This is a genomic window from Nonomuraea sp. NPDC049419, assembly GCF_040676995.1.
GTDB classification, from domain to species: Bacteria; Actinomycetota; Actinomycetes; order Streptosporangiales; family Streptosporangiaceae; genus Nonomuraea; species Nonomuraea salmonea.
In genome coordinates this window covers 117826-131030 of the sequence record NZ_JBFAQB010000018.1, presented here as the reverse complement: position 1 = coordinate 131030, position 13205 = coordinate 117826, and the positions used below count along the sequence as shown (strand labels likewise).

At 73.8% G+C, this 13205-nt stretch carries 11 protein-coding genes and 1 pseudogene; 5 read left to right on the top strand and 7 right to left on the bottom strand.

The window, feature by feature from the left end; all coding sequences use genetic code 11:
• Positions 1 to 13: 13 nt before the first annotated feature.
• From AB0K12_RS37345 to AB0K12_RS37320, 6 genes and pseudogenes are all read right to left on the bottom strand, one after another.
• Positions 14 to 544: an ATP-binding protein gene (locus AB0K12_RS37345; protein WP_345406255.1), complete on the bottom strand. Its 531-nt coding sequence runs from the start codon at positions 542 to 544 to the stop codon at positions 14 to 16.
• A gap of 59 nt (positions 545 to 603) precedes the next feature.
• Positions 604 to 843, bottom strand: a complete 240-nt coding sequence (locus AB0K12_RS37340) for a helix-turn-helix transcriptional regulator (RefSeq protein ID WP_345406252.1) — start codon at positions 841 to 843, stop codon at positions 604 to 606.
• Complete coding sequence (locus AB0K12_RS37335; protein ID WP_364571942.1) at positions 843 to 1460, bottom strand: DUF2975 domain-containing protein; 618 nt, start codon at positions 1458 to 1460, stop codon at positions 843 to 845. The genes AB0K12_RS37340 and AB0K12_RS37335 overlap by 1 nt, the downstream gene beginning before the upstream one ends.
• 76 nt (positions 1461 to 1536) lie before the next feature.
• Positions 1537 to 1821, bottom strand: coding sequence for a hypothetical protein (locus AB0K12_RS37330; protein ID WP_364571940.1), 285 nt, complete (start codon positions 1819 to 1821; stop codon positions 1537 to 1539).
• On the bottom strand, positions 1793 to 2554 hold the full coding sequence (locus AB0K12_RS37325) for an ABC transporter permease (protein WP_364571938.1): 762 nt from the start codon (positions 2552 to 2554) through the stop codon (positions 1793 to 1795). Before AB0K12_RS37325 ends, AB0K12_RS37330 begins: the two co-directional genes overlap by 29 nt.
• Positions 2555 to 2631: 77 nt before the next feature.
• Positions 2632 to 3255: pseudogene (locus AB0K12_RS37320) on the bottom strand (ATP-binding cassette domain-containing protein); the annotation flags it as partial.
• An 87-nt stretch (positions 3256 to 3342) separates the two neighbouring features.
• Between AB0K12_RS37320 and AB0K12_RS37315 the strand changes: the two are divergent.
• The 4 genes from AB0K12_RS37315 to AB0K12_RS37300 are packed head-to-tail and all read left to right on the top strand — an operon-like array spanning position 3343 to position 8195.
• The gene (locus AB0K12_RS37315) at positions 3343 to 4446 is read left to right on the top strand and encodes a sensor histidine kinase (protein ID WP_364571936.1); all 1104 of its coding nucleotides are present in this window, start codon (positions 3343 to 3345) and stop codon (positions 4444 to 4446) included.
• Positions 4443 to 5090 (top strand): response regulator transcription factor, encoded by a 648-nt coding sequence (locus tag AB0K12_RS37310; protein WP_364571934.1) that lies wholly within the window; start codon positions 4443 to 4445, stop codon positions 5088 to 5090. The genes AB0K12_RS37315 and AB0K12_RS37310 overlap by 4 nt, the downstream gene beginning before the upstream one ends.
• A 19-nt stretch (positions 5091 to 5109) precedes the next feature.
• Positions 5110 to 5856: a beta-phosphoglucomutase family hydrolase gene (locus tag AB0K12_RS37305; RefSeq protein ID WP_364571932.1), complete on the top strand. Its 747-nt coding sequence runs from the start codon at positions 5110 to 5112 to the stop codon at positions 5854 to 5856.
• Positions 5853 to 8195, top strand: a complete 2343-nt coding sequence (locus AB0K12_RS37300) for a glycosyl hydrolase family 65 protein (protein ID WP_364571930.1) — start codon at positions 5853 to 5855, stop codon at positions 8193 to 8195. Before AB0K12_RS37305 ends, AB0K12_RS37300 begins: the two co-directional genes overlap by 4 nt.
• A gap of 3 nt (positions 8196 to 8198) precedes the next feature.
• On the opposite strand, the gene AB0K12_RS37295 is transcribed toward AB0K12_RS37300, so the two are convergent.
• A complete protein-coding gene (locus AB0K12_RS37295) occupies positions 8199 to 9491 on the bottom strand; it encodes an NB-ARC domain-containing protein (RefSeq protein WP_364571928.1) in 1293 nt (430 codons plus the stop codon).
• A 177-nt stretch (positions 9492 to 9668) separates the two neighbouring features.
• On the opposite strand from AB0K12_RS37295, the gene AB0K12_RS37290 reads away from it, so the two are divergent.
• Positions 9669 to 13205 carry an AAA family ATPase gene (locus tag AB0K12_RS37290; protein WP_364571926.1) on the top strand — a complete coding sequence of 1179 codons (3537 nt, stop codon included), beginning with the start codon at positions 9669 to 9671 and terminating at the stop codon, positions 13203 to 13205.

Here is a 13205-nt window from a genome sequence, read left to right as displayed (position 1 = left end):
CAACGACGTACGCTCAGCGCTGAGCGGCATCATCAGCGCCGGCGAGGCCCTCGCGAGCAGGTGAGCCCGCGAGCGGCGGGGCGTAGAGCGCGAGCTCGGCGTCGTCAGGGGCCTCGAAGAGCGTCACGTACCTCTCCATGCGCGCCCGGCTGATCACGGCCACCCCCGGCTGGCCGTTGCGGGCCTCGACGCGGCGGCACAGCTCGTCGAACGGCGCCGACAGGTAGCGCAGCTCGACGGGCGCGCCGGCGGCACGCCCGACCGCCCGCATCGCGTCCCGCTCGCCCCGTGTCCAGAAGCCGAACTCCATGACCACGCTCTGGCCGAGCCGCAACAGCTCCTGGGCGTGCCCGGCGAAGCGCCGCTCGAGGCGGGCGCGGGTGGGCTCGTCGAACAGGTCGATGCCGAGGTCCTCCAGCCACTCGTCCGGAGACAGGCGTACGGCGGGCACCTCCCGCGCCAGCCGTCTGGCCAGCGTCGTCTTCCCTGACCCGGGCAGCCCGCACAGCAGGATCATCCTGGGCCGCGCCTTGATGGACGTCACCCCGGCATCCTCGCGCAACGGGCACCGTCCGGAAAAGGGCCTTCCACGTGGTGCGGCGGTCACTCCGCCCGGCGGTGGCTCAGCAGGTCGCCCGGCTGGCAGTCGAGGACCTCGCAGAGCCTGGTCAGGGTGGTGAACCTGATGGCCTTGGCCCGGCCGTTCTTCAGGATGGACAGGTTGGCCACGGTCACCCCCACCCGGTCGGCGAGCTCGGTGAGCGTCATGCCGCGCTCTTCCAGGAGCCGGTCGAGGTGGACCGTGATGGCGTGGGTGTCGTGCGCTTCCGTCTCGGCCGGCATCAGACGGTGCCTTCCAGGTCGTCCCGCATGCGCACGCCCGTGCGCAGGACGCTCGCCAGCGCCAGCAGCCCGACCCCGACGAGCGGCACGATCACGGGGATCTCCCGGGGGAGATAGTGGGACTCGTTCGCGGCCATCGTGTCCAGCAGCGCCATCATCGCGACGTGCTCGATCTGCGGGGCCAGCAGGCCGCCGGCGAACAGCCACCAGCCCAGAACTCGCACCTGGCGCGCGACCTGCGGCAGGTAGGCGCCTTCGCGCGCCCGCCACAGCAGCCGCCAGAGCAGGAAGAACGCGACGGCCGTCACGACGAAGCCGGGGAGGGTGCTCAGGGCCTGCAGGATGTACTGGCCGGCGTCGGGCGTGCCGTCCATGAAGTGGAGATCGCCCGCCATCGCCTTGACACCGGGCAGGGCCTCCGCGGCGAAGGCCGGCTCGTCCAGGCCGATGCCGTAACCGGCGGGCGACTGGGCCACCACGTGCGGGTAGGTCAGGCCGAAGAGGCCGGCCCTGGAGTAGAGCACCATCCCCGTGATGACCCCGGTCACCGCGACGAGAACCGCGAAGACCGCGGGTCGCCGGGCCGCTCGACCGAGGGTGCCATGCAGTGCAGCCATCAGCTGAACTCCGTTCCATATCGTTTTTCGATGCTATTGAAAAACGATAGCATCGAAAAACGATACGGCAAGCCGATCAGGCCACGCCGCCCCCGGCCCTGCGATGCTCGTCCTCCATGAGCTCCAGGAACGTCCGGTAGCGGTTCGCGCCGGGCAGCCAGGGGGCGTGGAACCACGCCTCCCACTCCCCCTCGGCGGTCCTGACGCGCGGGTTGAGCAGCACCCACCCCTCGTCCCAGTGCCCGACCAGCAGGAGGTCGGGCAGGTGCTCCTCCCCGCCTCGGCGGCGGGCGGGTGCGGCGGGAACTTCTCCGGGAAGAAGGTGGACCAGGTCATGATCGGGGACGGTACAGACCCCCACCGACATTGGCGCGGATCGCGAGCAGCAGCGGGATGATGGTCCAGGCGGCCAGCAGGGCGAAGGCGGCCGGGTCCGGCATGATGTCGGGCACCTGCTCGATGAGCTGGAGTGCGGGATAGCCCGGCAGGACGCGATTGGCCACGTCACCGCCCGGCAGCACCTGACCGGCGAAGGGGACCAGCCCGAGGAGCACCACCAGCACGGAGATCGCCACGGCGCCGTTGCGGAAGAGCGCGCCGAGCGCCAGCCCGAGCAGCGTGGCCATGACGATCATCAGCGTACCGCCGGCGACCACCGCCCAGGCTCCGGCCGGTGGCGACGTCGGGTGAAACTCGGCGGCCACCGCCAGCCCGTACAGGTAGCCGGGGATCGCGATGAGCAGCGAGGCGGCGACGGCGAGCCCGCCGAGCACGCACGCCTTGGCGAGCAGCACCCGCGAGCGCGACGGCGTGGCGACGAACGTCGTGTCGATCATGCCGGAGGCGTGCTCGCCGGTGATCGACATGGCGCCGAGCATGCCGAGGGGCAGCTGGGCCAGCACGACTCCGACGTAGACGGCCACGACGATCCCCATCGCGGCCTGCTCGCCCGCCTGGCCAGGGTCCCAGCGCGAGATCACCGCGTAGGCGCCGAGCACGGTGAGCGCGAGCGCCGTCAGCACCCCCGCCCCGAGCGACCACCAGGTGGAACGCAACGAGCGCAGCTTGATCCATTCGGCGGCGACCGCGTTCACGCCGTGCTCCCCTCGATGACCCGCATGAACGTCTCCTCCAGCGACATCCCGGGCCGGACGAACCGGCCGATCTCCATGTCGGCCAGCAGCCGCCCGCCCGCGATGACGACGAGGTGATCGGCGGTGACCGCCATCTCGTGCATGAGGTGGCTGGAGACCAGCACGGTCCGTCCCTCGGCCGCCAGCGACTTCAGCAGCCCGCGCAGCCACCTGATGCCCTCGGGGTCGAGCCCGTTGAGCGGCTCGTCGAGCAGCAGCACCTCGGGGTCGCCGAGCAGCGCGGCGGCCAGCGCCAGCCGCTGCTTCATGCCGAGCGAGAAGCCGCCCACCCGCTTGCGTCCGGCGCCGGCGAGCCCGACCAGCTCCATGAGCCCGCCGATGCGCGCAGGGGAGATCCCGTTGGTCCTGGCCAGCCACCGCAGGTGCTCATGGGCGCGCCGCCCGCCCTGCACGGCGGTGGCGTCGAGCACCGCGCCGACGTGGGTGAGCGGCCGCTTCAAGCGCGCGTACGGCACGCCGTGCACGGTGGCCAGGCCCGAGGTGGGCCGGTCGAGCCCGAGGATGATGCGCAGGGTCGTGGTCTTGCCCGCGCCGTTCGGTCCCAGGAAGCCGGTGATCTTGCCGGGCGTCACGGTGAAGGAGAGATCGTCGACGGCGGCGCTCCCTTCGAAGCGCTTGGTCAACCCGATGACTTCGATCATGCCGACCACGATCCCCCGCACGACCCGGCCCGCGTATCGGTCCTGAGACCGATACGCGCCTCCAGGCTCGCTGGTTAGGGTCGACATGTGCGTGATCAGCCCCGGCTGCCCCTGCTGAGCCGGATACCGGACCTGGTCTGGGTGTCCGTTGACACCGTGGTGGCCCTGCTCCTGGCGGCCGGCTTCCTCGGGCTCATCCACTGGCGTAATCCCGCGCCGCCCGGCCTGCTCGACTTCGCGGTGGCGCTGGCCACCAGCCTGCCGCTCGCGGTCCGGCGGCTGTGGCCGCGGGCGGTGTTCGCCGTGGTGCTGGCGGGCGGGCTGGGGATGCAGGAGTTCCTCATCCCGCATGCGGATCCGTTCGGCCTGCCGCTCGTGCTCTACACGCTCGCCACCCGGCGCAAGGCGGTGCCGGAGCTGCTGGTGGCCGTGGCGGTCACGCTCCACGGGGTGGTGGAGCTCCCTCTGGGAAGCCTGAGCCTCGACCAGGTCGGGCTGGTGCCGGCCATCGTGGTCGCGGCCTGGTCCACCGGCACCGCCGTCCGCCAGCGCCGCCTCTACACCGAGCAGCTGGCCGCCCAGACCGAGGAGCGGGCCCGTGCGGAGGCGGCGCGGGAACGGCTGCGCATCGCCCGCGAGCTGCACGACGTCATCGGGCACAGCCTGAGCACCATCGCCGTGCAGGCGGGCGTCGAGCGGCACGTCGGCGACCCCGAGGAGATGCGCTGCACGCTGGGCTCGATCGAGGAGACCAGCAGGTCGGCGCTGCGCGAGACCAGGCGCCTGCTCGGCGTGCTGCGCGACGACGGCCCGGCGGACCTGACGCCCGCTCCCGGACTCGCCGACCTCGGCGATCTCATCGCGAAGACCAGGGCCGCGGGCCTGGAGGTCGAGCTGCGCGTGAACGGCGAGGTCCAGGGCGAGATGGAGCTCACGCTCTACCGGATCGTGCAGGAGGCGCTCACCAACGTGCTCAGGCACGCCGAGGCCGGGCGGGCCACGGTGCTGATCGAGCGACGCGACGAGGAGCTGGTCGTGGAGGTCACCGACGACGGCAGGAACGCGCGTGAGCGGCCCTACGGCCACGGGCTGACGGGGCTGCGCGAGCGCGTGCGCACCCTCGGCGGCGAGTTCGAGGCGGGCGTCCGCCCGGTGCGCGGATTCCAGGTGAGGGCGAGGTTGCCGCTGTGATCAAGGTGCTGGTGGCCGACGACCAGCCGCTCATCAGGACGAGCTTCCGCCGGCTGATCGACGGCGTGCCGGGGTTCACGGTGTACGCGGAGGCCGCTACCGGCACGCAGGCCGTGGCCGTCGCCGCGAGCGAGCCGCCCGACCTGGTGCTGATGGACGTACGGATGCCCGAGATGGACGGCATCGAGGCCACCCGCCGCATCTGCGCCGCGCACCCGCGGGCCCGCGTGCTCATCGTGACCACCTTCGACCTCGACGAGTACGTCTACGGAGCACTCCAGGCCGGCGCCGCGGGCTTCCTGCTCAAGGACACCCCGCCGGCGGAGCTGACCAGGAGCGTGCAGATCATCGCGTCCGGCGACTCCCTGCTCGCGCCCAGCGCCACCCGGCGGCTGATCGAGCGGCACGTACGCCCGCCGGCCCGCCGGCTCGACATCACCGAGCGCGAGCGTGAGGTGCTCGTCCTGGTGGCGCGCGGCCTGTCGAACGCGGAGATCGCGCGCACCCTCTACCTCTCGATGAGCACGGTCAAGACGCACGTCAGCAGCCTGCTGCTGAAGCTCGGCGCGCGCACGCGGGTGCATCTGGTCATCGCGGCCTACGAGGCCGGCGTGGTCCCGGATATTCGCAGGTCGGGCGGGTAGAGGCGCAAGTGGAGGATGCATGCTGGGGTTGCCTGAGGGCATTCGCGGATGCCTGTTCGACATGGACGGTGTGCTGACGCGCACCGCCACCGTCCACGCCGCGGCCTGGAAGTCGATGTTCGACGAGTTCCTGCACAAGTGGGCCGGCCGGACGGGGACGCCGTTCGTGCCGTTCGACGCCGCCGCCGACTACGACCGCTACGTGGACGGCAAGAAGCGCGCGGACGGCGCCCGCGGCTTCCTGCGATCGCGCGGCATCGAGCTGCCGGAAGGGACGCCGGACGACCCGCCTGACGCGCTGACCGTGCAGGGGCTGAGCAACCGCAAGAACCAGCTCGTGCAGGCCGTCATCGAGCGGGACGGCGTCCAGGTGTTCCCCGGCTCGGTCCGCTACGTGGACGAGGTGCGGCGGGCGGGGCTGCGTACGGCGGTGGTGTCGTCCAGCGCGAACACCGCGCAGGTGCTGGACGCGGCGGGCATCGCCGGGCGGTTCGAGGCCAGGGTCGACGGCGTGGTGGCGCAGGAGCGGCGGCTGGCGGGCAAGCCGGCCCCCGACATGTACCTGGCGGCGGCGGAGGCGCTGAAGCTGGAGCCGGGGCAGGCGGCGGTGTTCGAGGACGCGCTGGCGGGGGTGGCGGCGGGCCGGGCGGGCAGGTTCGGCTTCGTCATCGGGGTCGACCGCGTGGGGCAGGCGGACGAGCTGCGCGAGAACGGCGCGGACATCGTGGTCACCGACCTGGCCGAGCTGCTGGAGGGCGTGCGATGATCCGGCATCCGGCGTTCACGATCGAGCCGTGGGCCCTGCGCGAGCACCGGCTCGACCTCGACGTGCTGGCGCAGACCGAGTCCCTGTTCGCGCTGTCCAACGGGCACATCGGGCTGCGCGGCAACCTGGACGAGGGCGAGCCGCACGCCGAGCCGGGCACGTACCTCAACGGCTGCTACGAGCTGCGCCCGCTGCCGTACGCGGAGGCGGGTTACGGCTACCCGGAGTCGGGCCAGACGGTGGTCAACGTCACCAACGGCAAGGTGATCAGGCTGCTGGTCGGCGACGAGCCGTTCGACCTGCGCTACGGCACCCTGCACCAGCACGAGCGGGTGCTGGACCTGCGGGCCGGCACGCTCACCCGCACCGCGCACTGGAGCTCCCCGACCGGCGCCCCGGTACGCATCACCTCGACCCGGCTGGTGTCGTTCACCCATCGCGCGATCGCCGCGATCAACTACGAGGTCCAGGCCGTGGACCGCCCGATCCGCGTCGTCGTCCAGTCGGAGCTGATCGCCAACGAGACCCGCACGGCCGCCTCCGGCGACCCGCGGGCCGCCGCGCCGCTGCGCTCCCCCCTCATCGAGGAGGAGAACGTCACCGGCGACGACGGCCTGGGCATCATGGTGCACCGCACCAGGGAGAGCGGGCTGCGGCTGGCGGCCGGCATGTGGCACGAGATCGAGGGTCCCGACGAGACGCTGACCGAGGGGCGCGGCGGCGACGACATCAGCCGCCTGACCGTCGCCACCCGCCTGTCGCCCGGCCAGACGCTGCGGGTGGTCAAGCTGTTCTCCTACGGCTGGTCGCGCCGGCGCTCGCGGGCCGCGCTGCACGACCAGGTGGCGGCGGCGCTGGCGGCGGCCCGCCTGACCGGCTGGGACGGCCTCTGCGCCGTCCAGCGGCGCTTCCTCGACGCCTTCTGGGACGGCGCCGACGTCGAGGTGGAGGGCGACGACGAGGTGCAGCAGGCCGTCCGTTTCGGGATGTTCCACCTGCTGCAGTCGGCCGCGCGGCTGGAGTCGCGGCCGATCCCGGCCAAGGGCCTGACCGGCACCGGGTACGACGGGCACACCTTCTGGGACACCGAGATCTTCGTGCTGCCGGTGCTCACCTACACCTATCCCCCGGCCGTCGCGGACGCCCTGTCGTGGCGGCGCTCCACGCTGCCCCTGGCCAGGGAGCGGGCCACGCAGCTCGGGCTGGGCGGCGCCGCCTTCCCCTGGCGGACGATCCACGGCGAGGAGTGCTCCGGCTACTGGCCGGCGGGCACGGCGGCCTTCCACGTCAACGCCGACATCGCGCACGCCGTCACCCAGTACGTGGACGCCCTCGACGACGCCGTCTTCGACCGCGAGACCGGTCTGCCGCTGCTGGTCGAGACGGCCCGGCTGTGGTGCTCGCTGGGCCACCACGACGCGTCGGGGCGCTATCGCATCGACGGCGTGACGGGGCCGGACGAGTACACCGCGGTCGTGGACAACAACGTCTACACGAACCTGCTGGCCCAGCAGAACCTGCGCGCCGCGGCCGACGCGGCGGAACGCCATCCCGGCCCGGCGGCGCGGCTCGGCGTCACCGAGGAGGAGATCCGCACCTGGCGCGCGGGGGCGGAGGCGATGACCGTCCCCTTCGACGAGCGGCTCGGCGTGCATCAGCAGAGCGAGGGCTTCACCCAGCACGCGCTCTGGGACTTCGACGCCACCGGCGACCGTTACCCGCTGCTGCTGCACTTCCCGTACTTCGACCTCTACCGGCGGCAGGTGGTCAAGCAGGCGGACGTCGTGCTCGCCATGCACCTGCGCCCCGACGCCTTCACCGCTGAGCAGAAGGCCGCGAACTTCGCCTACTACGAGGCGCTGACCGTGCGCGACTCGTCCCTGTCGGCCTGTACGCAGGCGGTCATGGCCGCCGAGGTCGGGCACCTCGGCCTGGCCTACCGCTACCTCGGCGAGGCGGCGCTGATGGACCTCGCCGACCTGGAGAAGAACACGGTGGACGGCGTGCACATGGCCTCGCTGGCGGGGGCGTGGATCGCGCTGGTGTCGGGGTTCGGCGGGATGCGCGCGGGCGATGGGCGGCTGCGGTTCGCGCCGTGCCTGCCCGCGGGCATCACCCGGCTGGGCTTCCGGCTGCGGTACCGGGGCAGCCTGGTGTGCGTCAGCGCCACGCGGGAGGCGACGACGTACCGGCTGCTGGACGGCCCGCCGATCACGGTGCTGCACTGCGGCGAGCGGGTCGAGCTGGGCGAGGAGCAGGTCACCCGGCCCAACCCGCCGCGCGAGGAACCGGATCAGCAGGTACGCCAGCCGCCCGGCCGCGAACCCCGCCCCCGCTGACGGTCACGCCACGCGGCTCGCCCGGCAGGCGTGGTCACGGACGAGGTCGTGGAACAGGTACCTCCCTGGCGCGGCCTCGCGGAGCAGGTGCGCGTCCAGCAGCCGCTCCAGCAGCCGCTCGGCGTGGGGCGGGCTCGTCCCGAGCAGGGTGGCCGCGGTGCGCGGGTCCACGTTCGCGCCGGCGCCGGTGCGTGCCCCCAGCAGCCGGTACGCACGCCGCAGGTCGGCCGGCAGCCGGTCGTAGGACCGGTCGAGGGCGGCGGCGACGTCGTGCCGGCCCGCCTTCAGCGCGGCCAGCCGGTCACCGGCGAGCCGGTCGAGCAGGTCCCGCACCCGCCACGTCGGGCGCGCCCGCAGCCGCTCGGCGGCGATGCGGACGGCCAGCGGCAGCGCCCCGCACCGGGCCACCACCTCATGCAGCTCGCCGCGCGGCGCCCCGGCCACCCGCTCCCGCCCGGCGACCTCGGCGAACAGGGCGACCGCCGCCGCAGGGGGCAGGACGTCCAGCGACAGCGCGCGGACGTCCCCCAGCCCGCTCAGCCGCCGCCGGCTGGTGACGATGACCCGGCAGCCGGGGCCCGCGGGCAGCAGCGGCTGGATCTGGTCCTCGTCAGCGGCGTCGTCCAGCACGACCAGCACCCGGCGCCGCGCCAGCACGCTGCGGTAGAGCGCCGCGCGGTCGTCGAGCTGGTCAGGCAGGTCCGCGCCTGGCACGCCGAGCGCGCGCGCCATCCTGGCCAGGGCCTCGGCGGGCCCGACCGGGGCCGCGCCGGGCGTGTGGCCGTGCAGGTCCACGTAGAGCTGCCCGTCGGGGAAGCCGGGCGCGAGCCGGTGAGCGGCGTGCACCGCGAGCGCCGTCTTGCCCGTTCCCGCCATGCCGTCGACGGCGACGACCGGCGCCGGTTCCGCGCGGTGCGCGTTCTCGACGATCGTCAGCTCGTGCTCGCGGCCGGCCAGCGCCGCGAGGCCGGCGGGCAGCTGACGAGGCACGATCGGGCTGATGGCCGGCTCGTCGGCCGGAGCGGCGGGCGCGCCCCGGGCGGCGGCGGCCAGCTGCTCGCGCTCCTCGCCGCACAGCCCGAGCGCCTGCGCGATCAGCAGCACGGACCTGCTGCGCGGCTGGAGCCCCCCGCTCTCCAGCCGCCGCACGGTCCTGACGTTGAGTCCCGCCTTCTCGGCGAGTTGTTCCTGGGTCAGCAGGGCACGCTTGCGCCATCCTCGTAGCAGCGCGCCCGCCGCGTGCCCGTCGCCGGTCTCCCCTGCGGCGCCGGGCGGAGTGCATCGTGCCGAGTACAAGTCGTCTCCCGCGATCCCCCATGGAGGGCTCCGGCGCCGGGCCGGGCCTCTCGATCAAGTGGCAGCACGTCCATCAGAACCGCGTTCGAGCCGTTCAGACCATGTATGGGACGACATTGGACGAAATCGGACGCAACCCGTTTGATGCCGGTGGCCCCCTTTGTCAGAATGACCGCCATGGGCGAGCGGGGCGGTCATCCCAACGACATCTGCCCCTACCAGGGTCTCGCTCCGTTCGAAGCGGGACTGTCCGAGCTGTTCTTCGGCCGTACGCGGGCGACCCGCGATCTTCTCGACCGGCTCGGGCGGCGGCTGGCAGGGCGGGGCTCCGTCCTGCTCGTCTCGGGCGCATCGGGCGTCGGCAAGTCGTCGCTGCTACGCGCGGGCCTGCTCCCCGCGGTGGACAAGGGCGAACTCCCGGCCGCCGGGCCGCGGGAGTGGCGGTGCCTGCTCACCACGCCGACCGCGACGCCGTTCCGCACGCTGGCCGAGACCTGGGCCAAGGAGTTCGGCGGCGACGCCGAGACGGTGGCCGCGCGGCTGCGCGCCGACCCGTGGCGGCTGCTCGACGAGGCGGACGGGCGGCCGCTGCTGGTGGCCGACCAGTTCGAGGAGCTGTTCACGCTGGTGGGCGACGAGCACGAGCGCCAGGCGTACGTGGCCACGCTGCACGCACTCACCGGTGGCCCGCACGGCGCGGGCGTGGTCGTCGGGGTCCGCGCGGACCACTGGGACCGCTGCGCCGCCTACCCGCGCTTCGCGGAGGCCATCCAGGACGGGCAGGTCATCGTCGAGCCGATGACGGAGGCCGACCTGCGCCTCGCCATCACCGGCCCGGCCGCTGCCGCCGGCCTGCGGATCGAACCTGGCCTGGTGGAGACCATGCTCGCCGAGCTGCGGACGGGCTCGGGCGACCGTCCTCTGGCCGGCGCGCTGCCCCTGCTCTCGCAGGCGCTGCGCAACACCTGGGAACGCCGTACGGACGGCACGCTGACCCTGCGCGGCTACGAGGAGTCCGGCCGGGTCCGCGACTCCGTGCGCCGCACGGCCGACGAGGTGCTCGGGCGGCTGTCGCCGGAGGACCGCAAGGCCGCGCTGCGCATCTTCCGCCGGCTGACCCTCATCACGGCGGGCGGCCGGGTGGCGCGGCGCGGGGCGCGGCTGGCCGAGATCCACGCCGCCGCCTCGGCGCACACCCCGCAGCGGCGCGAGCAGGTGGGGGCGCTGCTGTCGGCGTTCGCCGACCGGCGGCTGCTCACCCTGCACGAGGACGGCGCCGAGATCTCCCACGACGCGCTGCTGACCGCCTGGCCCACGCTGCGGCAGTGGCTGGAGCCCGACCTGGCCGCGCAGGGGGTCTACGACCGGCTCGTGGAGGCCGCCGCCCAGTGGGCCGACCACCATCGCGACCCCGCGTTCCTCTATCGCGGCGCGCGGCTGCTCGCCGTCCAGGACAGCAGGCCCCGCTGGGAGCGCGACCCCGACAGCTTCCCGCCGCCCGGGCCCGTCGTGGACGGCTTCGTCGCGGCGTCCGAGAAGGAGGAGCGACGCACGAGCCGCCGCCGCAGACTCGCCGTCGCGAGCCTCGCGACGCTGTCGGTGCTCGCCCTCCTCGCCGCCACCCTCGCCGTCGGCGCCGCGGACGAGGCGGGACGCCAGCGCAGGGTGGCGCTCTCCCGCCAGCTCGCCGCGCAGAGCGAGGTCACCGGCGACGTCGCCCTGGCCTCGATGCTGGCCGTCGCAGCCTGGAAGATCGCACCCACCGACGAGGCGCGCAACCGCCTGCTGACCGCCGCGACCGGCACCGGCAGGGGCGAGCTCACCGGGCACGTGCGCGGCATCAGGTCACTCGCGCTCAGCGCCGACGGCAGGATCGCGGTGACAGGCGGCGACGACGGCACCGCGCGCATCTGGGACGTCGCCACCCGGAAACAGCTCGGCGCCCCGATCACCCGCGCCGAGTTCGAGTGCTCCGGCGTCCAGGTGGCGCTCAGCCCCGACGGCAAGACCCTGGCCACCGGGTGCACCAGCACCGTCCGCTTCTACGACGTGGCCACCCGCCGCGTGCTGGGCCCCGATCTGAAACATGACGCGGTCGTGTCGGCGCTGGCCTACAGCCCCGACGGCCGGACGTTCGTGACGGGCGACTTCCGCGGCGTCGTCCGGCGGTGGGACCCCGTCACACACCGCCCGAGCGGCCCCGCCATGGGGCGTCCCGACCACGGGCCCGAGCTGGCGAGCATCGTGCAGCGGGTGGTGTTCAGCCGGGACGGCAGAGCCATGGCCGTCGCCCGGGGCCTGGCCGTACGGCTCTGGGACCCCGCCACCGCCCGCCCGCTCGGCGCCCCGTTCGCCGAGCAGGACGAGGGCCCCCTCTACGACATCGCGCTCAGCCCCGACACCAGGACGCTCGCGACCGCCGGCGGCGACGGCGCGATCCTGTGGGACACGGCGTCGGGCCGGCGCACGGGCGCGCTCAAGGACCGCGAAGGCGGCTTCTCCTCGGTCGCCTTCAGCCCCGACGGCACCAGGATCGCCACCGGCGGGACCGCCGGCCGTACCGCGCTGTGGGACACGACCAGCCGGCAGCAGGTCACCGCGCTGCAGGCCAACTACGCGGGCGTGGGGCGGGTGGCGTTCAGCGCCGACGGCGAGCTGCTGGCCGCCGCGAGCGCCGACGGCGTCGTCCGCTTCGCAGAGCCACGGGTCCACCTGCAGGTCGGCACCCCGATGCGGGCGCAGCACGCGGTCGCGCTGAGCCGCGACGGACGGACGCTGGCGACCGCGGGCCCCGGCGCCCGCGACCCCGACGTGCTGTTGTGGGACGTCGCCACCCAGCGTCCCATCGGCCCGCCGCTGCGCGCGCCCGGCGCCCGCGGCCCGGTGATCAGCATGATGTTCACGCCCGACGGGCGCACGCTGCTGACGTCCGCCATGGACGGCCTGCGGATCTGGGACCTCGCGAGCCGCCGCGTGCTCGCCCATGACCCCGTGTTCAAGGGCGTGGCCGCCTTCAGCCCCGACGGCAGGTTCGTGGCCGTGCAGCACGAGCAGGAGATCGCGTTCTGGGACGTCGCGAGCCGCCGCGAGTCCGGGCCGCGCATCCGCGTGGACGACCACACCGACGTCATCACCGGCATGGCCATCAGCCCCGACGGCAGGACGCTGGCCAGCGCGGGCTTCGACGCCCGGGTACGGCTCTTCGACGTCGCCACCCGCCGCCAGATCGAGGGCACGCCGCCCGCGGTCGCCGGCGGGCTGGTCAACGACCTGGACTTCAGCCCCGACGGCACGGTCCTGGCGTACACGGCGGACGACAACGCCGTGCGGCTGTGGGACGTGCCGCGCCGCCGCACCAAGGGCGTCGCCCTGGTGCCGAAGGACGCCGCGCCCACCACGGTCGCGTTCAGCCCCGACGGCCAGGTGCTGGCCACCGGGCTGCAGGGCGGCGACGTGCTGCTGTGGGACCTGCGCGTGTACCGGCCGCTCGGCCATCCGATGACCGGCCACACGCGCGGCGTGGCCGCGCTCGCCTACTCCCCCGACGGCACGAAGGTGGCCTCGGTCTCCGGCGACGGGACCGCGCGGCTGTGGGACGCCCGCACGCCCGCCGACCTGGTGGCCGCGGCCTGCGCCAACGCCGGCCGCTGGCTCACCCGCGGCGAGTGGGCGACGCTCGTGCCCGAGGAGGAGTTCCGCCCGACGTGTACGTGA

Excerpts from the sequence above, each read along its gene's own strand:
- AB0K12_RS37340 (WP_345406252.1), bottom strand. The coding sequence starts at position 843 with ATGCCGGCCGAGACGGAAGCGCACGACACCCACGCCATCACGGTCCAC.
- AB0K12_RS37335 (WP_364571942.1), bottom strand. The coding sequence starts at position 1,460 with ATGGCTGCACTGCATGGCACCCTCGGTCGAGCGGCCCGGCGACCCGCG.
- AB0K12_RS37305 (WP_364571932.1), top strand. The coding sequence starts at position 5,110 with ATGCTGGGGTTGCCTGAGGGCATTCGCGGATGCCTGTTCGACATGGAC.
- AB0K12_RS37300 (WP_364571930.1), top strand. The coding sequence starts at position 5,853 with ATGATCCGGCATCCGGCGTTCACGATCGAGCCGTGGGCCCTGCGCGAG.
- AB0K12_RS37290 (WP_364571926.1), top strand. The coding sequence starts at position 9,669 with ATGGGCGAGCGGGGCGGTCATCCCAACGACATCTGCCCCTACCAGGGT.